This is a genomic window from Flavobacterium sp. FlaQc-48 (assembly GCF_044007335.1).
Lineage (GTDB): Bacteria > Bacteroidota > Bacteroidia > Flavobacteriales > Flavobacteriaceae > Flavobacterium.
On sequence record NZ_JBIPCR010000029.1, the window covers coordinates 44581 to 62362 of the forward strand.

At 31.1% G+C, this 17782-nt stretch carries 22 protein-coding genes, 1 tRNA gene and 1 rRNA gene; 6 read left to right on the top strand and 18 right to left on the bottom strand.

The features are described 5' to 3' along the window. Positions 1 to 163 precede the first annotated feature (163 nt). The 3 genes from ACHRWY_RS26920 (at position 164) to ACHRWY_RS26930 (ending at position 2029) form a co-directional block, all read left to right on the top strand. Positions 164 to 241 (top strand) — tRNA-Val (locus tag ACHRWY_RS26920). Between the two features lie 257 nt (positions 242 to 498). Next, positions 499 to 1449 (top strand): SMI1/KNR4 family protein, encoded by a 951-nt coding sequence (locus tag ACHRWY_RS26925; protein ID WP_395359004.1) that lies wholly within the window; start codon positions 499 to 501, stop codon positions 1447 to 1449. Between the two features lie 184 nt (positions 1450 to 1633). Further along, entirely contained in the window at positions 1634 to 2029 is a 396-nt protein-coding gene (locus ACHRWY_RS26930) for a helix-turn-helix transcriptional regulator (RefSeq protein ID WP_395359006.1), read from the top strand. A 72-nt stretch (positions 2030 to 2101) separates the two neighbouring features. On the opposite strand, the gene ACHRWY_RS26935 is transcribed toward ACHRWY_RS26930, so the two are convergent. From ACHRWY_RS26935 to ACHRWY_RS26975, 9 genes are all read right to left on the bottom strand, one after another. After that, complete coding sequence (locus ACHRWY_RS26935; protein ID WP_395359008.1) at positions 2102 to 3781, bottom strand: HEAT repeat domain-containing protein; 1680 nt, start codon at positions 3779 to 3781, stop codon at positions 2102 to 2104. 289 nt (positions 3782 to 4070) lie between these two features. Next, positions 4071 to 4529 (bottom strand): hypothetical protein, encoded by a 459-nt coding sequence (locus ACHRWY_RS26940; protein WP_395359010.1) that lies wholly within the window; start codon positions 4527 to 4529, stop codon positions 4071 to 4073. A gap of 123 nt (positions 4530 to 4652) precedes the next feature. Next, positions 4653 to 5228, bottom strand: a complete 576-nt coding sequence (locus tag ACHRWY_RS26945) for a hypothetical protein (RefSeq protein WP_395359012.1) — start codon at positions 5226 to 5228, stop codon at positions 4653 to 4655. A gap of 76 nt (positions 5229 to 5304) precedes the next feature. Beyond that, a complete protein-coding gene (locus tag ACHRWY_RS26950; protein ID WP_395359014.1) occupies positions 5305 to 5823 on the bottom strand; it encodes a hypothetical protein in 519 nt (172 codons plus the stop codon). Between the two features lie 112 nt (positions 5824 to 5935). Next, positions 5936 to 7141 (bottom strand): hypothetical protein, encoded by a 1206-nt coding sequence (locus ACHRWY_RS26955; RefSeq protein ID WP_395359016.1) that lies wholly within the window; start codon positions 7139 to 7141, stop codon positions 5936 to 5938. Next, entirely contained in the window at positions 7134 to 7397 is a 264-nt protein-coding gene (locus ACHRWY_RS26960) for a hypothetical protein (protein WP_395359018.1), read from the bottom strand. The genes ACHRWY_RS26955 and ACHRWY_RS26960 overlap by 8 nt, the downstream gene beginning before the upstream one ends. Before the next feature lie 38 nt (positions 7398 to 7435). Next, entirely contained in the window at positions 7436 to 7633 is a 198-nt protein-coding gene (locus ACHRWY_RS26965; RefSeq protein WP_395359020.1) for a hypothetical protein, read from the bottom strand. 258 nt (positions 7634 to 7891) lie between these two features. Then, on the bottom strand, positions 7892 to 8662 hold the full coding sequence (locus ACHRWY_RS26970; RefSeq protein ID WP_395359022.1) for an SDR family oxidoreductase: 771 nt from the start codon (positions 8660 to 8662) through the stop codon (positions 7892 to 7894). Positions 8663 to 8693: 31 nt separating this feature from the next. Continuing rightward, a complete protein-coding gene (locus ACHRWY_RS26975) occupies positions 8694 to 9449 on the bottom strand; it encodes an SDR family NAD(P)-dependent oxidoreductase (protein WP_395359024.1) in 756 nt (251 codons plus the stop codon). Positions 9450 to 9555: 106 nt separating this feature from the next. Between ACHRWY_RS26975 and ACHRWY_RS26980 the strand changes: the two genes are divergently transcribed. Together ACHRWY_RS26980 and ACHRWY_RS26985 are read left to right on the top strand one after the other, a co-directional pair. Continuing rightward, positions 9556 to 9909 carry a winged helix-turn-helix transcriptional regulator gene (locus ACHRWY_RS26980; RefSeq protein ID WP_395359026.1) on the top strand — a complete coding sequence of 118 codons (354 nt, stop codon included), beginning with the start codon at positions 9556 to 9558 and terminating at the stop codon, positions 9907 to 9909. Between the two features lie 272 nt (positions 9910 to 10181). Beyond that, the gene (locus tag ACHRWY_RS26985; protein WP_395359028.1) at positions 10182 to 11051 is read left to right on the top strand and encodes a DMT family transporter; all 870 of its coding nucleotides are present in this window, start codon (positions 10182 to 10184) and stop codon (positions 11049 to 11051) included. Positions 11052 to 11106: 55 nt separating this feature from the next. Here ACHRWY_RS26985 and ACHRWY_RS26990 read toward each other — a convergent pair whose 3' ends face one another. Then, the gene (locus ACHRWY_RS26990) at positions 11107 to 11844 is read right to left on the bottom strand and encodes an SDR family oxidoreductase (protein WP_395359030.1); all 738 of its coding nucleotides are present in this window, start codon (positions 11842 to 11844) and stop codon (positions 11107 to 11109) included. Positions 11845 to 11922: 78 nt separating this feature from the next. After that, a complete protein-coding gene (locus tag ACHRWY_RS26995) occupies positions 11923 to 12492 on the bottom strand; it encodes a Crp/Fnr family transcriptional regulator (protein ID WP_395359032.1) in 570 nt (189 codons plus the stop codon). A 128-nt stretch (positions 12493 to 12620) separates the two neighbouring features. Between ACHRWY_RS26995 and ACHRWY_RS27000 the strand changes: the two genes are divergently transcribed. Beyond that, complete coding sequence (locus ACHRWY_RS27000) at positions 12621 to 13019, top strand: VOC family protein (RefSeq protein WP_395359034.1); 399 nt, start codon at positions 12621 to 12623, stop codon at positions 13017 to 13019. Between the two features lie 97 nt (positions 13020 to 13116). Here ACHRWY_RS27000 and ACHRWY_RS27005 read toward each other — a convergent pair whose 3' ends face one another. From ACHRWY_RS27005 to rrf, 7 genes are all read right to left on the bottom strand, one after another. Next, on the bottom strand, positions 13117 to 13440 hold the full coding sequence (locus tag ACHRWY_RS27005) for a MazG-like protein (protein WP_395359036.1): 324 nt from the start codon (positions 13438 to 13440) through the stop codon (positions 13117 to 13119). Between the two features lie 3 nt (positions 13441 to 13443). Further along, positions 13444 to 14358, bottom strand: coding sequence for a helix-turn-helix domain-containing protein (locus ACHRWY_RS27010; protein WP_395359038.1), 915 nt, complete (start codon positions 14356 to 14358; stop codon positions 13444 to 13446). Positions 14359 to 14387: 29 nt separating this feature from the next. Then, positions 14388 to 14705 carry a hypothetical protein gene (locus tag ACHRWY_RS27015; RefSeq protein WP_395359040.1) on the bottom strand — a complete coding sequence of 106 codons (318 nt, stop codon included), beginning with the start codon at positions 14703 to 14705 and terminating at the stop codon, positions 14388 to 14390. A 14-nt stretch (positions 14706 to 14719) separates the two neighbouring features. After that, positions 14720 to 15526 (bottom strand): SDR family oxidoreductase, encoded by an 807-nt coding sequence (locus ACHRWY_RS27020; protein WP_395359042.1) that lies wholly within the window; start codon positions 15524 to 15526, stop codon positions 14720 to 14722. A gap of 97 nt (positions 15527 to 15623) precedes the next feature. After that, a complete protein-coding gene (lpxA, locus tag ACHRWY_RS27025; RefSeq protein WP_395359044.1) occupies positions 15624 to 16403 on the bottom strand; it encodes an acyl-ACP--UDP-N-acetylglucosamine O-acyltransferase in 780 nt (259 codons plus the stop codon). Between the two features lie 63 nt (positions 16404 to 16466). Next, on the bottom strand, positions 16467 to 17030 hold the full coding sequence (locus tag ACHRWY_RS27030) for a Crp/Fnr family transcriptional regulator (RefSeq protein ID WP_395359046.1): 564 nt from the start codon (positions 17028 to 17030) through the stop codon (positions 16467 to 16469). A 643-nt stretch (positions 17031 to 17673) separates the two neighbouring features. After that, positions 17674 to 17782: ribosomal RNA gene (rrf, locus tag ACHRWY_RS27035) — 5S ribosomal RNA — on the bottom strand.

Here is a 17782-nt window from a genome sequence, read left to right on the forward strand (position 1 = left end):
TCAGAAAAAGACTAAAAAAACTTCTCTTATAATAAATTCAATTACAACGAGATAGAAAAAACTTTAAAAAAACTTTAAATTTTTAGCGGGTTTTGTTTGCAGAACTGAAAAAGTGCCTTATATTTGCACTCGCAATCACAAACGATAGCAACCTAGTAAAATAGGGCGATTAGCTCAGCTGGTTCAGAGCACCTCGTTTACACCGAGGGGGTCGGGGGTTCGAACCCCTCATCGCCCACCAAGAAACTCCTTAAGAAATTAAGGAGTTTTTTTTATGTCATACTTCACATAATTCGTTTCGTTTCAAAATAATCTCAATTTATTAAAAAACACCAATCCTAAGCATTCTGTTTTTATGTACTATTGTAAAAACTTTTACCTGATTACTTAACACATGTACATCGAAAAAAAGATAGATGTGCACCATAAAGTAGAACAAATAAGAAAGTTGATAGTAATTTTGCAAGACAAGAATCTTAACAATATTTAGGACATTACATGATAAAAGATATTTGGAAACAACCTTCAGCAGGTTTTACGGAAGAAACAATTGGAAGAACAGAAGATCAAATACTTCAAAAAGAAATCGAAATTGGATTTAAATTTCCAGCACTATATAAAGAACATATAAAACTACAAAATGGTGGTCTTTTATGGAAAAGTGCTTTGAATTATAACGGAGAAGTAAACGAACTTTTATGTAATGCCTCTGTTTTTGATCCAATAATTAACCACAATGGTTATAAGACCTTAAAGGATGTTTTATTAGAATATATGGATAAAGAGAAATTAGAAAATTCTTCAGATACAAATTTTCTTTATTTAGACAGACTTCCAATTCTTTCCACTATGGGCGGTGATACAATATTGTGTTTTGACTATGGTTATAATGTTGAAAACGAATATGAAACACCAGAAATTGTATATTTTGAATTAGAGTGTGCTGAAAATGGCTACGAAGAGAGAATAAGATTAAAATCTTACGATGAACTAATTAATAATTTAGTTTATTATGGCTATGAATCGACTTCTTTTTATATTGGTGTAAAATCAAATGAATCAATTGATAAAATTGCTGAATGGATTAACAAATCACTTGGGCTACAACTTGAAATAAAGACAGATGATTATTACGGTTGGTACAACTTCGAAAAATGGTATTGGGGAGAATTAAAACTAAATACGAGCCTGTTGGCAAATATTAAATTAACACCTAATCAGTTTTTGAGTAACACGTTCCTTTTTCAAAACAACAAAGAATTTAATTATGTTATTGATATTGATCTAAGACTTGGAGTAGATTCTTTTCAAGACAACTCTAATAATTTAATGTCAATCTTAATGGATAAGTTTCAACCATTTTTATTGGATATAGATTGGACTTTTTTAGAAGTACCATTTCATAAGGAAAATAAAATTGAATTAGAAAAAATAATGCAAACTTTCTAGTATTAAAATAAATTTTCAAAAAATGTCAGAATTGCTATTAAGTGTTCGATTGCTGTCCCTGACACCCCACCAAAAACTCCTTAAGAAATTAAGGAGTTTTTTTTTGTATAATTGTATCATACAATTTCAAACCTGTTTTTTACTAAATCGGAAATCTCTGAGAAATTTTAAATATCTTTGAATTATGAGCACACTATCAAAACCAAATCATATAGGGCGAAAAATTAGCCGTATTCGTGAACTTCGCGACATGAAACAAGAAGCTTTGGCACAAGCTTTAGGAACAAACCAGCAAACTATATCTGCTATTGAAAATAGTGAAACTATAGAAGATGGAAAACTTGCAGAAATTGCAAAAGCATTGGGTGTAACAGTAGAAGCAATCAAAAATTTTTCAGAAGAAAATATGATTAATTTTTTTAACACTTTTAATGAAGCTGTAAATAATAGCCACTTTGCAAGTACTAATTACAACTGTACTTTCAACCCCCTTGATAAAGTTGTAGAACTTTACGAACGTTTAGTTCAGGCTGAAAAAGAAAAAGTTGAATATCTTGAAAAAATAATAAAAGGGAAATAACCTTTAAAAAGCAAAAACTCCTTAAGAAATTAAGGAGTTTTTGTTATGTCATTACCTGAGCTCTATTTTTATTTAATTCCAATTTTTCAATAATTCACTTGCAAGTTCTTTTACAACTTCTTCATCACTGTTTAAAAATGTTTTAATTTCTTTTTTTGCTTTTTCTCCTTTAACCATTGCTAATGCTTGCAAATATGTTCTTGAATTTAAATCGCTTTCTTTTCTGGTTTCTTCACAAACTTTAATTAACAAATCTACTGAACTAATATCTTTTAATCTTCCCAATCCTAATGCTGCATCATATCTGATTGAAAAATCTGACTGATCACTTTTCAGGATTTTTTTAAAAAGTTCTTTATGTTTTTCTAATGGAAAATTTGCCAAATATTCTATCGAGCTTCTTTCCCAATCTTGATCTTCACCATTATTTTTATATATTTTTTCGAATGTACTTTGTTGATTATTTATATTATTCTCAATAAATAAATTCACTAGAGCAACTGTTCTATATTCTTGATCATTTATTAAGTCTGGCAAAAGATCAATTACTTTTTGATTTTTACTCCCTTGCAATGCAACAGCACTCCAATATCTTACAGAAGAATTTTCATGTTTTAAGAAGGCAATTAGAATATTTATACTTTCAGTATCTTTTCTACCTTGTAGCGCTCTCACTAATTCTCCAATTACCTTTTCGTTTTTACATTCTTTTAAAGTATTTTGAACATATGATAATAACTCGTCAGAATAAATTAATTTATTTTTTGAAACCGAAAAATAATAATCATCTGAAACCTTTTTTGTTTTTAATAATTCTAACCAAAACTTTACATTCTCAACCTTCTTTGATTCAAAAAAACAATCTAATAAATCATCTGAAATACTATCCTTTTGAGTTGTTAATGATCTTAGATATTCATTATCACTATTTGTTGGGCTATTAGCCAAAGCTTGTAAGGCAATTTTTCTTATTTTATCATTGTCTAAAAGCGGCTTAAAGGTTTCCAATAAATCCCCCATTTGGAGTTCTTTTACCGTATAAATTGCATACCCTTTTATGTTCATATCCCAATTTTTAACAGCCTCTAAAACAATTTTCTCTGTTTCGGCATTTTTTCCAGTTTGTGATAATATCTGAATAGCTAAAATTTTAGCTTTTACATTTTCACTATTATATCTTTTGTATGCTGTTTCCTGTAAACTATTTTTGCCTAGTTTGAAAAACAAAGGCAACATATGGGCATCACCAAAGTTTTCGTTTTCTACTAAAAAGTCAAATAGTTCAGTAGTATGTTTCGTTTTTAAATTCAGTAATGCCATTCCGCACCAAACTAAATTCCCTTTTTCTTTTTCTGTTTTTAATTTCTTTAACAATTGTTCTTCTTTTGTGAGATCATTAGAAGCTCCAATTATTAAATATGAAAACAAACGTTGAAATGAATTGTCTGAATTCAATAGCTTATCAATGTTATCAATATATAAATTGTCATTTTTAAAATCGCTTAACGGAAAGTTTGTTAACGTTTGTCCTTTTAAATTTGATGCTAATTGTGTGATATCACTTTGTGGAGTTAAAAGATGCGGATATTTTGAAAACAAATCATTTAGTTTTTTTTCATTAAATGTTTTGTCTAAAGACAATTTAAAATCAATTTTAAAATTTGTTATATCCTGGCATTGAACTTTTATAAAAAAAGTCAAAAGGATAATTGTAATAATAAGTTTTGTTTTCATTTGTACTTTTTTCTTCATTTCGTAATTCTTTTTTACCAGTAATCAAATAGTACCAATACATTTCTTTGACTGATTTTGTGCAATTTAGCATTTCGTAAGGCGAATATAAGAATATTCAAAATACAATTTATCAACGCAATTTAGATTAAAACAGAATGATTTCTCTGTCTGATATTATTCAAAATTTTTCCAAATCCTGTAGAAGATATTTCGTAAATAAGTTAGTAAAGATCCACAAAAAAACTCCTTAATTTATTAAGGAGTTTTTTTAGAATTAAAAAACAAATATTGTCTGTTGCTACTTATTCTATTTTACCTGAATAATTTCACTTTTTATAGAATCATTCGGCTTTAGTGTATCCTTTTCTTTATTGATGATTTCATTATCGCTAATGGTATCATTATCGATTACTGCGGGTTCTCCATCTATTACAGCTTTTCCCATACAACTTGTTAAAGAAAAAAGAAGACTCAATGAGAACAGAGCCATTTTTTTAATGGGTTTAATCCTGATTCTGCTAATTCTATTTCTTAAATCATCATATTTGATACTCTTCTCATTCTTAATTTGATCCAACTTAAAATGCCCGCAAATACTTTCCTTTCCTGAATTTTCAATCAAATATTTTTTAATTTCCTTGTTCTCCATTTTTGTAAAATCAATTACTGTTTTACTACAAGAATTACAAAATCTACCCTCATTGTTTGGTATCATTGTATTCCAATTTTGACTGCAGGGTTTTGGTACATTAATTTGATTTTCCATTTGATTTAAAAATTACTAATTGTTGTTTTTTAAGGTTCACTACTTCTTCAGGCAAGACAAATATAATGCCGCAATAAATGAACTCTTAAAATTGAGAAAAAATATAGTTGCAGTTTTTATTAATCAATTACTCAATTTCACTTTTATTATTTTAAAATTTCCGTTTTCATCTTCTTCCCATTTATCTTGGCCAATTAAATAATATTTTCCTTTTTCTTTAATTATCCGATTTTCAAAATCCTTATCTTCTGATATGAATGCATTAGTTTTTGCGATCATATGCCAGGTTCTATTTTTAAATGACCAGATTGAAATATTATTCCACCAACCTTGATTTGTTCTTGAAAAAACTATTATTTCGTTTGCCTTGTCATTATTAACATCTTCAGTTTTCGCTACAAAGATCCCTAAACTTTGAGCAAAACTTATTTTAGGAATATTACTTTTAAATTGAATATCTATATCACAATTATTTTTTCCACATTCAATTTCATTTGTTATTACATTCCATTTATAATTTACAAATGCCGTATCGTCAATTTTATCATTATCAAAATCCCCAACAAAAAACTTTTTCTTATGTATTTCTATTTCATTCAGAATGGGCTTTTCTAGTTCCGGTTTTTTCGAAATACTTTTTTCTGTTTTAGTTCCGCAACTATAAATAACCAAAAGCAAAATTAAAAATCTAATTTTCATAATTACATTTCCTCTATCATACTAAACGTCGATTAACTCATTTGCATCAGCAATAAAAAATCTTAATCTATTGAACTTATAAACGTTCAATACTTTTTATGGTAATCCCAACAAAGCAATCATCCATACAGCCTTTTTCGACATATCCGCATTGCGATATTAAGCCATCATTTTTTGCTTCAAAATAATTCGTTGCATTTTTTCGTTTAATAAGCCATTCCTCTTTTGCTTTAGCGTAGATTTCATCTAATGTTAAAGCAGCGGCGCCATTTTGATGACTATTTATTTCGCTTTCATTCTCTGTCCACTCTAATTGTTCTGCCGGAATATTGGCTGTATTACCAATATATTTAAAATTTCGGTATATGATTTTTCCGTTTGAAACTGTTATTGTAGTCTGCCAGCTGTAAGTTGCAAATACCGAACCTCCGGCAACAACATATTTATATGAATTTTTCGAAGATTCTTTAAAATTTAACCACGTCGCCTGACTGCTTTGAAAATCGTTTTTATAACTCAAACTTTCATCTGAAGAACAGGAAATTATTAAAGTAATGATGAATAATAATGCTATGTAATAAATTTTATTTTTCATAATTTATCTATTTAATCTTATACTTTATTTTTTCACTTCTAAACTATAACATAAATTCAACTTTTTAGTGGGCTTGCTCAATAGAACACTTTTAAACCAACATTATTGCAACTTATTCTTCAAAAACTAAACCCATCTGTATTAAGTGGTTTATCGTTTTCTCTTCTAATAAATCTTTAGACAAACTTGAATGCACAATATTCATCGAACTAGGAAATTGAATCGTTCTTAATTTATTGTTTTTTAAAGTAACATCTTCTAATTTTTTATTTTCGGAAAGGTCTAAGCTTTCCAACATTGTGTTTTGCATTATCAATCTATTAATTGAAATATTATCGGACAAATGAATAGATTTTATTGGATTTTCATCAATGTAAAGTGCTTCAAGAGACAAGTTTTTAGATAAATCTATTCCTGCTAAGCTACTTTTGCTAATATATAAGTTGATTAATTTAGTATTATTAGTCAGGTCTAAATGAGTATGACTAACGTATTTATTGGACTCCCTATCATGATCTCCTCCTAAAGAAAGGGATTTTAGATTTACGTTTTTTTCGAGATTGATTGCCGAAAATGCATTATCTAATATAAATAACTCTTCTAAGAGAACATTTTCTGAAAGATCAATCTCTGATATTTGATTCCAGGTTATATCTAATTTTTTTAATTTGGGAAAACAATTAACATCAACTGAATCTAATTCACTATTTTCCAGCGTAAGCTCTTCTAATTCCGGCAAACCGTTTTCATCCCAGCTACATGATGGTCCATATGAACAATAAATTTTTTTAAGCGATTTATTTTTTTCATTTAGAGTAGCATCAAGCCTCATATGTTCGAGATGTACTTCTTGCAGATTTATATTATTTGTTAAGTCTAAATCTTCCAATTCGTTTAAACCATCAAGAAATATTTTTTTTAGGTTGATGTTCGTTTTTAAGTCTAATTTTTCTACAAATAAATTCCCCAGTATGAGAACTTCTAATAGTTTGTTTTTTGAAAAATCAATTTCTGTAAGATGTTCGCTATCTTCAATAGTAATATTTTTTAATTTCAGATTATATCCAAGATCCAACTCTTCTAAGTCATATGAATTTATAGTTAGTGTTTCCAAATTAGGAAAATACTTAATTTCATTGATAGAAGTTAAACTGAAGCTATGGCGCTCGCAATTAAGTTCTGTTACTTCGGCTAATGAATTAATTTTTAAGTCTAACAGTAATTTTTTAAAATTTTCATCTTTAAAATTAATATCTGACATTTTTTTTTCATTGAAGTCCATTATAAAAGAACGCAAACAATTTAATATCTTATTCATCTAACAACATTTTATGATACATTTCTTCTCGTAATTTTTTAAATTCTTTATTTAAAAGGAATATCAATTTTTCAGATTCATTTTGATTTTGTACCTCTTCAAGTAATATTCCTATTGAAACATTATGAGAGATTTCTTTATGATTAATAACAAAATTTACATGAACTGAATCTTCCAGAAAAAAATCTGAATAATGGTTTTGCAAACCTAATTCCTTTTGATTAATAAGCAGGTCTATTAAATTTTTAATTTCCACAGGTATTTCAAAAGGAGCTTCAAATCCAATATCTGCTTCTATTTTTGACTAATTTTGTTCCTATTGTAAAAACTAATTTGTCCTTTGCATTCATAATAGATATCAGTAAAAATCGTAAATTTTAATAAACGTTCCGTCCAGCCATCAGAATATAAATAGGACAGGATATATTCTTCATTCAAAGCATAATTACCTGCCTCATCAAATCTTTGAAAATCTAATTGTCTAAAGCTCATTTCTACTTTTGTTTTTAATACCAGAGGATCAATTATAAATAATATTATTAAAAAAAATGTCAAAAGTTTCAGTTCTTTAAACACTTTAACGAATATAACATTTTACTACAATTAATAAGCTATTCCAAATTGGCTTACAAATCAAAAACCTCCAAAGTCATTTGATTTTGGAGGTTTTAGGTTCAAATTTGCTGTTTAATATTGCAGCACTACATTAAGATCAATTCGTTAGATTAATCATTTATACTTGTATGATAATTATTTCATCAGGCTAATATTAGTTAAACCACCATCAGATAAGATTTCAGTACCCACTATAAAAGCCGAATCATCTGACGCTAAAAATACAGCAGCATGACCAATGTCAGACGGAAGTCCTTGTTTGCCTACTGGTGTAATGTCTATCCACATTTGTTTTACGTTTTCTAGCTGTTCTTCTGGTACGAGTTTTCCAAAAACAGGCGTATCAATAGAACCTGGTGAAAGCGCATTTACCCTTATTTTTCTTGATAGTAAATCCAATGACAGCCCTTTTGCCAATGATATAATAGCCGCTTTTGCTGCTCCATAAATTGCCATTCCCGGAGCGGCACGATGTGCAGCACTAGAACCGATAAGAATGACAGAAGCACCATCGTTTAAATACGGAAGCGCTTTTTGTACCGTGAAATAAGCACTTTTCAAATTCAAATCCATATAACTATCATAACTTTCCTCTGTAGTATTTGCTATGTCTCCCATTGCAACACCATCTACAACTCCGCCCGCATTTACTACCAATACATCAATTTTGCCAAATTTATCGAAGGTCTTTTTGAATGTATTTTCTAAATCGTTGAAATTCGTAACATCGCCAGAAATACTGATAAAATTTTCACCAAGGATTTCTATAGCATGGTTTAATGTTTTCTCATTTCTTCCTGTAATGGTACCAACAGCTCCTTCGTTTTTGAATGCCTCTGCAATACCAAATCCAATTCCACTATTACCGCCTGTAACTACTGTTACCTTATTTTTTAATTTGCTCATTTTGTTTCTTTTAATTTTTTAATAGATGAAATTATATCCCGTAAATACCTCCTGAAACAGAGATTTTTTCTCCCGTGATCCATGCTGCATCATCAGAAGCAAGAAATACGGCAACTTTTGCAATATCTTCCGGTTGTCCTGTACGGCCAAGCGGTGTAGTGGCAACTAATTTCGCTTCGAAATCACTACCTATAAAGCCGGCACTATGTGAACCTTCTGTTTCTACCACACCTGGTAAAATAGAATTGATACGGATGTTTCTTCCGCTGAATTCTTTCGACAAAGAAATCGTGATGGCATCTAATGCGGCTTTAGTTGCAGAATATACGGCACCTGTTGGCAACGGTGTGTTGCTTGCGCCTGAACTAATATTGATAATATTTCCTCCCTTTTCACCAAACAATTTTAAAGCTGCCTGAATAGCAAATAGAGATCCCAAAACATTCGTATTAAATTGCTTGTGAAAAGATTCTTCTAAAGCTTCTTCGATAGGGGCATATTGATAAATGCCGGCATTATTTACCAGAATATCTAATGCTCCAAAAGCATTTTTTGTTTCTTCGAATAATCGGTTAACATCTGATTCTTTAGAAACATCACCCTGAACCGAAATTGCTATTCCTCCATTATCTGTTATCGTTTTTACTACTTTATCAGCATCTTCTTTACTTGAAACATAGTTAACAATAACCTTTGCTCCTTCTGCTGCAAAATATTTTGCAATCGAAGCACCAATTCCTTTTGAAGCACCTGTAATAATGGCTACTTTATTTTTTAATTTACTCATTTTTGTATTTTTAAAATGTTACAGATGCAAATTTAGAACGGATTAATTTATTTTAGTAACTTTGTAACTAAAAGTAACAGTAACCTTGAAGTAACAAAGTAACCTTATGGAGTGTAACATACCTGAAAAAGAACAGCACAAAAAAGAAATGATGGCTGTTCAGGACTCAATGGACGTGCTAAGCGGAAAATGGAAAATAGCCATTATATCGTCGATCTGTTTTTATAACAAAAGAAGATTTTCTGATATCCTGAATGATGTTGTGGGCATTTCAAATAAAATGCTAAGCAAGGAATTAAAAGAATTGGAAATAAATAAACTGATTAAAAGATCTGTTTTAGAAACACAACCTATCACTGTTCAGTATACACTGACGGACCACGGAAAAACACTGCAGACAATCATTAATAATTTGACAGATTGGGGTATAGAACATCGAAAAAAAATTATTGGTGATTAATGTCTTTTTTATTTTCAACATAAAATTTCTTCTATAACGTTTATTATTATAACGAAAAAAAAGGTAGTCGAATTTAGAGTACTATTCAAATTTTCATACATTTGAAAAAACAAAAACAATGAATAGAAAAGGTTGTCTTCCTCCGCCAAGAGTTTAATTTCTTTCTAAAATAAGATGAAGTTATAAGTTGATAAAATGTCAACTGTTTTTCTGTGCTTCATATTTAACTAGTAATTAATTAAATCTTGTTCGGTTTCGGACAATCCATTTTCATGAAAAATTCATATTTAAAACTACACTTAGCTGTAATACTTTCGGGTTTTACCGGTATTTTCGGTAAGCTCATTTCTCTAAATGAAGGAATCTTAGTTTGGTACAGAACCTTTTTTTCTGCCATTATTTTATTTTTTCTTATCAGGCTGACCAAAACAGTAGTACAAATCAACATTCGGGAAAAACTAAATATTGCTAAAATTGGATGTTTTCTCGCCATTCATTGGGTATTTTTTTATGCCAGTATCAAATACTCCAACATTTCTATAGGCGTAGTTTGTTATTGCTTAACAAGCTTTTTTACTGCCATTTTTGAACCATTGCTCAATAGAAATAAACTCGTTTTCTCTCAATTCGTATTTAGTGCGATCACACTATGTGGAATAAGTTTGATTTTCCATTTTGACAGCTCGTATCACACAGGAATTCTATTAGGCTGCATTTCATCTGCATTTGCAGCGCTTTATACTATTTATAATGAAAAATTAGTTAAAACATACGACAGCAAAATCATTAATTATTACCAAATGACCGGAGGTACAATTTGCTTAACAATCCTTATGCCCCTTTATCTGATTTTCTTTCCTGCTAAAAGTTTAATTCCCAGTGAAAATGACTTTTATTATCTGATTTTATTATCCTTATTTTGTACGGTTGGCTTGTATGTTTTATTTGCAGAAGCTTTAAAAAAAATACCTGCTTTTACAACTAATCTTACCTTTAATTTAGAACCTGTTTATGCTATAATTTTAGCTTTTGTATTTTTTAATGAAGGAAAAGAAATGAGTATATCCTTTTACTTTGGATTGTTTTTCGTGATGACTTCGGTTATCCTGCAAACCATTATTTCATTAAGAAGAAGTAAATAAAAAAGAAACCTCCAAAGTGAATCGCTTTGGAGGTTTTAAGTTTTTTTAGTTTATTTTACCAGGGACTAACTCCGGTTTCATCTTCTATATCATTGCTGAAAAATTGTCCTGTAGGGGCATTTTCATCTGTTAATGTATGTTTAATTATAAAATCTACTGCACTTTCTACAGTTCCCGGTCCGCTATGGTGGTTAAAATCTGTTGCGGTATAACCCGGATCAATTGCATTTACTTTAAATGGTAACTCCCTTAATTCGTAAGCCAAATTAATGGTGTACGCATTTAAAGCTGCTTTTGATGTTCCATAACCTGATGATTTAAAGTTATAATATTTCCAGGTTGGATCGCTGTGTAAGGTCAAAGATCCAAGCCCTGACGTAATATTACTGATTCTTGGACTGTCTGATTTTTTAAGCAATCCTAAAAATGCCTGTGTAACGCTGATAACACCAAAAAAGTTCGTGTCAAATACTTCCTGAATATCTTTGATCGGAGTATTCGAAGCATTTTGAGGTAAAGCCCCGCTAATTCCAGCATTGTTAATCAGAATATCTAATTTTCCCTGTTCGCTTTCAACTGTATTTTTGGCAGCTAAAATAGAATCGGGTTTTGTAACATCAATTTCAATTGCTTTGATATTTCCGAATCCATTTGCGGTTAATTCCTTTACTACTGCTTTTCCTTTTTCAAGATCGCGTGATCCTAAATAAACAAACAATCCTTTTTCCGAAAGTTTTTTGACTGTTTCCAATCCAATACTTCTATTTGCTCCTGTAATTAATACTGATTTCATTTTTCTATATTTTAAATTATTGAAACAAAGGTCTTTCAATTCAAAATGGAATCATTTGCCATTTGGCAAAAAATAACTTTATTGGATATTTTTTCGAATCCGGCTTAACGAAGATTGCGTAACCCCCAAATAAGAAGCGATATAAGAAAGCGGAATCCTATTGACAACATTTGGATAAATCTCCAAAAACATCAAATAACGTGTCGTAGCATCTTCTGAAACTAATGGACTTCTTCTTTCCACTTTTTGTCTCAGCGCTTTCGAAATAATTTTATGTACAATGGCATCCCAGCCAATAATAGTATCAGAAAGTTCCAGCCAGTCCTTTCTGGAAAAAACAATTAGTCTACAATTCGTAATGGCCTGAACATATGCCATCGAGGGAATTTCATTATCAAAACTTTCCAAATCGACTACCAGATTATTTTCTTCAATAAAATATTTTGTGATTTCTTCGCCTTTATTATTGTAATAACAAACACGCACAATTCCGTCTAAAACAAAGCCAACTTGTTTAGAAACTTTCCCTGCTTCCGAAAAATATTCATCTTTTGGAAGATCTAATTCAGTTGCTTTTTTCGAAATCAAATCAATTTGCTGCTGATTTAAATTTCCAAATTGCAATATGTACTCTATAAACTCTTTCATAACTGCAAGTTAGTTAAAGTTACTTTCTTATAATTTGTCATATGGCAAAAAAATTAAACACTCCTGACATACCCTTGTCACCAGACCACTTTACTTTTGAAACATAATAAACAATTAAAAACAAAATTATGAATTTAGCCTCATTAAGAATTATCACTGCCGACATTAAACGTTTAGTTCCGTTTTTAGAAAATGCAACTAATTTAAAAGCGATCTGGTTCACGGACGATTTTGCAGAAATAAGAACAAGTTCATCAACTTTGGCAATAGGAAGCACAAAAACATTAAGCCTCTTTGGCGAAGGGGTTGCACAACCCGCAAATAACAAAAGTGTAATCATAGAATTCCGTGTTGAGAATGTTGATGATGAATATGAAAGGATTAAGGATTTTGTCAACGATATAGTTCAGGAGCCAACAACGATGCCATGGGGAAATCGTTCATTGTTATTTCGGGATCCGGATGGTAATTTGATTAATTTTTTTACCCCTGTTTCTCCGGAAGCTATTAAAAAATTCAACGAATAAATTGCATCTGCAATGAAATTTCAAAAAAAATGCCCCCAAATTGTGTCTAACATTTTGGGGGCAGTTCATTATGAGGTTTTTTATGATTTAAGATCTACTATTTACCTAACAACTTTTCTGTTTTACCTAAGAAATTTTCCGTCGCTTCTTCAATATTGAGGTTCATACGTTCTGCTAAAATCGTTAACCACCAGATAGATTCTCCCAGTTTATGCTGCAATTCTTCCTGAGTATTTTCTTTTGGCCATCTTCCTTGTTGCGACATGACATGACGCCCAACTAAACCAGCATCGGTCAAAAAAGCTAATGCATCTTCTTCAACTGTCCACTCACTTCCATGATGTGCTAACTCTAATTCATGATAACGTTGTCTTATTTTTAAAGAACGTTCTTTTAGTTGTTCAAAATTTATTGATGCCATAATTTAGTTTTTATTGAATAACTCCTTAAATGCTACAGGGCTTAAATTCGTCTTTTTCTTAAATAATTTATTGAATGACTGTGGATGCTCAAATCCCAGTTTATACCCAATTTCCGAAACAGAAAAAGTACCGTTAGCGATATATTCCTTTGCTTTTTCGATTAATTTATCATGAATAAACTGCTGAGTATTCTGACCACAAAGATTGCGTAACAAATCACTCAGATATCTTGGCGACAAATTCAATTCATCAGCTAAAAACTGCACCGTTAGCACACCATTTACGAGTGTTTTTTCACTGTCAAAATAATCATTTATTACAGTTTCTAACTGAGCAAGCGCATCATGATTAATCGCTTTTCTGGTAATAAACTGTCTGTTGTAAAAACGATTGCTGTAGTTCAGTAAAAGCTCAATTTGAGAGATAATTACATCCTGACTAAAACTGTCTATTCGTTCATTAAGCTCAGTTTGGATCGAACCAAAAACGCCTAGAATAGCTTCTTTTTCTCTCCCTGACAGATACAACGCTTCAGAAGCGGAATAATTAAAAAACCCATATTTTTTAATGGTAGTATTTAAAGAATACGGACGAATAAAATCCGGATGAATATGCAAGGACATTCCGCTATAATCAGCTTCCTCATCCTGCATTCTCAAAACTTGCCCGGGCGAAATAAAGGACATTCCACCCTCTTCAAAATCATAAAAACCATGACCATAGCGAAGTTTTCCCTTAAAGTGAGTTTTGAAAGATATCTTGTAATAATCCAAAATAATTCCCTGTTCAAAATCTTTCGGATCAAAAATGGCTTGTCCATAATTCAAAATACTAATGAGAGGATGCATAGGTTTTGGCTGCCCCATCGCAACATGCAATTCAGATATAGTATGGAATATTTTAGGCTGATTCTTCATAATATTGATTTACTATACTTCTGGTTTAACTAATCCTTATCCCTCAAATTTACAAAATGTTCAATTGGGGCAATGTTCCAGCTTACCGTACTTTGATCAATCATATCATGAACAACAGAATCACTAAGTTCCGTCATCAATTTATGCATAGCAGCAGTACCATCTTGTGTACTTTCCCACAATAACAAATCATGTACAATCCCTTTTTTTAATTCAAAAATACTTCTGGAAAGAAATCCTTTTTGTCTTTTTAAAAATTCATCAATTTCTTTATTCGCCAAAATGAATTCCTGAATACTGAAATTATTTAATTTAAAGGTAGTAAGTTCTACAGCTTGATTTTTCATATTCTACTATTAAATTAAAAAGTAAACATTGTTTTAATATTCTGCACCTGTTTTTCTGCACCCGCTTTAACTCGTTCCTCATACAAACCAATAGCATCATTTCCGGCGATATATCTCAATTTATTCTGATTATCTGTTGCAGCTTCATAAGTAATTTGAGCAATATCTTCTACCTTAGTATAATTAGCCATTTGTTCAGGACTATAACCTTTGCTCACTTCAGCTGTCAACTGTTCATAAGCGGTATGTTGGCCTAACTCCATAGAACGAACAGCAAAATCTGTTTGCATTCCGCCAGGCGCAATAATCTTGACCTGAATTCCAAATTGAGCTAATTCGTATGCCATACTTTCTGAAAAACCATCTATGGCAAATTTTGTCGCACTATAAATCGAACAGGTAGGAAATCCTATTAATCCAAAAGTAGAAGTGATATTAAGAAAGGTACCGCTTTTTTTTTCACGAAAGTGAGGAGTGAAAGCTTTAGAAACCCGAATAACACTAAGTAAATTTGTTGCTATCTGACGGTGAATTTGCTCATCACTCAAAGACTCCAGAACTCCAATTAAGCCATAACCGGCATTATTCATTACAACATCTACAGAATATAAATTGGTAACTTTCTTAATTGTTGAAATAATCTGTTCCGGGTTGGTCACATCCAACGGAAGCACAACTACATCTTTAAGTATATGGAGTTCCGTTTCTTTTTCAGGGTTTCGCATTGTCGCAATAACGCGCCACCCTTTACTTTGAAATAATTTAGCTGTTGATTTACCTAAACCAGATGAAGCTCCTGTAATAAAAATTGTCTTTTGCATTTTTTGTTGTTTTAAATTATAATACAAAAGTCTATAAACATGTACCGAAGAATGTAGCCATTTTGGAATTTAAAGTAGCCAAAATGACAATGGCTTATTATTCTCTCAATCCGTTTCCTTTTATAATTCCCCTGGTAGATCCTTTGATGAAAGCTATAATTTTATCTCGTTCTACAGTTTGCACGAAATTTTCTTTTATGAATTGTAAAGCCTTGGCAGTATTCTTTTTTTCCTGAAAAATGATACGATAAATATTTTTTAACTCCTCTATCTTTTCGCTTTCAAAGCTTCTTCTTTTCAACCCAATGGTATTCAATCCGCAATAAGTCAAAGGTTCTCTTGCCGCCAACACATAAGGGGGAACATCTTTTACAATACGACTTATACCACTAATCATAGCATGCTCACCAATAATTGAGAATTGATGAATGGCTGTTAAACCGCTAATATTAGCCCAATCGCCCACAATCACTTCTCCGGCCATTCCCACATTAAACCCAATAGTACAATTATTACCTACAGTGCAATCATGGCCAATATGCGTGTTAGCCATAATCAAATTATTATGACCAATACTCGTTATAGTTTTAGATGCAGTTCCTTTGTTAATGGTAACAAATTCTCTAATCACAGTATGGTCTCCAATCTCTAAAAAAGTATATTCTCCTTTGTATTTTAAATCCTGCGGAATTCCTCCTAACACAGCTCCTGCATGTATTTGGCAATTTTTTCCAATTCTTGTACCATTTAAAATATTCACATTATTTCCAATCCATGTATTATCTTCAATTATTACATCACTTTCAATAGTTGTAAAATTTCCAATATGTACATTTTTTCGAATAATCGCCTGCTTATCTATTACACTATTTTTCAATATTTCTCTATTTGATGAGCCACAAATATTAAAAAAAATAAGCTGTCTTTTCTTGACCTAATATCAAGAAATTGCAGCACGTATCCTGCTTAATGTCTCCTGACTTACGCCAATAAGCGATGCAACATGTTTCAATTTAGATTTAATGATTATTTGTGGAAATGAATTTATCAGGAACAAATACTTTTCCTGAGCATTCATTACCCGGAATAAATGATGAAACTCATTAATTTTCGAAAGATAGAGTCGAAGCTGTTTAATATGAAACTTAGAAAATAAGGGATATTCTAATAAAGTTTGTTCATCACGATATGATAGCGAATACAATATTGTTTCTTCACTAGCCTGAAAATTTTCAAAAGAAGGTTTCTGCTCAAAAAAGCTACTTAATGATGTGATAAATTGGTTATCAGTATAAATCCACTTGGTAACTTCTGCTCCACCTTCAAAACAAAACCTACGAACAGTTCCGGATTTAATAAAATATACTTTCTGACATGTTTTCCCTTCCTGAACAATAAATTCATCTTTCTTAAACTTTTCCTCAACGAAATACTTACTTATTGCCTGCTCAGTTTCAAAATCAAGTATTTGAAAACTACTAATTACATTTAACAATTCGGTCATATTATACATTTATAATGATAGGACAAATTTATCATTATAATTTAAAATTACATTCTGCCATATTTTATAATCAGAATTACAAAACTAAAAACAAACGATCTTAGACCACTTTTTAATATATCATGAAAACAAGATGGTAAAATTCTTTACAAGAGCTAAAAAATAAGATAAAATACATCCAGCAAGATAACGTATAGATGTTCAATAGTTCCATTAAGAATAACTATGGCGTTTCCCTCCGGGCCGGGCTGTACGCTAAATCTTTTGCGAGAGTGGTTTTCTTTAAGACTAAGGGGATTAGGATATCGCAAAAGGATACCGCTGCCATCCCTAACGCAGCCACAAATAAAAGGAAGTATTATTTTTAAAAGAAAATCCAAATTTTAAAAATCCCAAAATATTACGCCTGCAAAAGCTTGCCAGGCGATTTATAGAATTTCATAAACTTTGGCAGTGGTTTCAAGCATGGGAGTGCACAATCTATGATCATAATTGTGATAAATAGTTTTTTTTACCGCAAAGCCCGCAAAGTAAAACCGCAAAGTTCGCAAAGCTTTAAAGTTAAACCTTGCGCACCTTGCCGTTAAATCACAAACCCGTATAAAACAAAAAACCCTGTTCCAGTGAAACAGGGTTTTTAAAAGAAAGGCGACGACATACTCTCCCACATAACTGCAGTACCATCTGCGCAGGCGGGCTTAACTACTCTGTTCGGGATGGGAAGAGGTGAGCCCCGCCGCAATAACCACCTT

Coding starts and splice junctions, on each gene's coding strand:
- ACHRWY_RS26990 (WP_395359030.1), bottom strand. CDS start 11,844: ATGAAATCAGTATTAATTACAGGAGCAAATAGAAGTATTGGATTGGAA.
- ACHRWY_RS27000 (WP_395359034.1), top strand. CDS start 12,621: ATGAATTTAGCCTCATTAAGAATTATCACTGCCGACATTAAACGTTTA.
- ACHRWY_RS26930 (WP_395359006.1), top strand. CDS start 1,634: ATGAGCACACTATCAAAACCAAATCATATAGGGCGAAAAATTAGCCGT.
- ACHRWY_RS26945 (WP_395359012.1), bottom strand. CDS start 5,228: ATGAAAATTAGATTTTTAATTTTGCTTTTGGTTATTTATAGTTGCGGA.
- ACHRWY_RS26935 (WP_395359008.1), bottom strand. CDS start 3,781: ATGAAGAAAAAAGTACAAATGAAAACAAAACTTATTATTACAATTATC.
- ACHRWY_RS26995 (WP_395359032.1), bottom strand. CDS start 12,492: ATGAAAGAGTTTATAGAGTACATATTGCAATTTGGAAATTTAAATCAG.
- ACHRWY_RS26925 (WP_395359004.1), top strand. CDS start 499: ATGATAAAAGATATTTGGAAACAACCTTCAGCAGGTTTTACGGAAGAA.
- ACHRWY_RS26950 (WP_395359014.1), bottom strand. CDS start 5,823: ATGAAAAATAAAATTTATTACATAGCATTATTATTCATCATTACTTTA.
- ACHRWY_RS26940 (WP_395359010.1), bottom strand. CDS start 4,529: ATGGAAAATCAAATTAATGTACCAAAACCCTGCAGTCAAAATTGGAAT.
- ACHRWY_RS26980 (WP_395359026.1), top strand. CDS start 9,556: ATGGAGTGTAACATACCTGAAAAAGAACAGCACAAAAAAGAAATGATG.
- ACHRWY_RS27015 (WP_395359040.1), bottom strand. CDS start 14,705: ATGAAAAATCAAGCTGTAGAACTTACTACCTTTAAATTAAATAATTTC.
- ACHRWY_RS27020 (WP_395359042.1), bottom strand. CDS start 15,526: ATGCAAAAGACAATTTTTATTACAGGAGCTTCATCTGGTTTAGGTAAA.
- ACHRWY_RS27010 (WP_395359038.1), bottom strand. CDS start 14,358: ATGAAGAATCAGCCTAAAATATTCCATACTATATCTGAATTGCATGTT.
- ACHRWY_RS26985 (WP_395359028.1), top strand. CDS start 10,182: ATGAAAAATTCATATTTAAAACTACACTTAGCTGTAATACTTTCGGGT.
- ACHRWY_RS27030 (WP_395359046.1), bottom strand. CDS start 17,030: ATGACCGAATTGTTAAATGTAATTAGTAGTTTTCAAATACTTGATTTT.
- ACHRWY_RS26965 (WP_395359020.1), bottom strand. CDS start 7,633: ATGAGCTTTAGACAATTAGATTTTCAAAGATTTGATGAGGCAGGTAAT.
- ACHRWY_RS26975 (WP_395359024.1), bottom strand. CDS start 9,449: ATGAGTAAATTAAAAAATAAAGTAGCCATTATTACAGGTGCTTCAAAA.
- ACHRWY_RS27005 (WP_395359036.1), bottom strand. CDS start 13,440: ATGGCATCAATAAATTTTGAACAACTAAAAGAACGTTCTTTAAAAATA.
- ACHRWY_RS26970 (WP_395359022.1), bottom strand. CDS start 8,662: ATGAGCAAATTAAAAAATAAGGTAACAGTAGTTACAGGCGGTAATAGT.
- ACHRWY_RS26955 (WP_395359016.1), bottom strand. CDS start 7,141: ATGAATAAGATATTAAATTGTTTGCGTTCTTTTATAATGGACTTCAAT.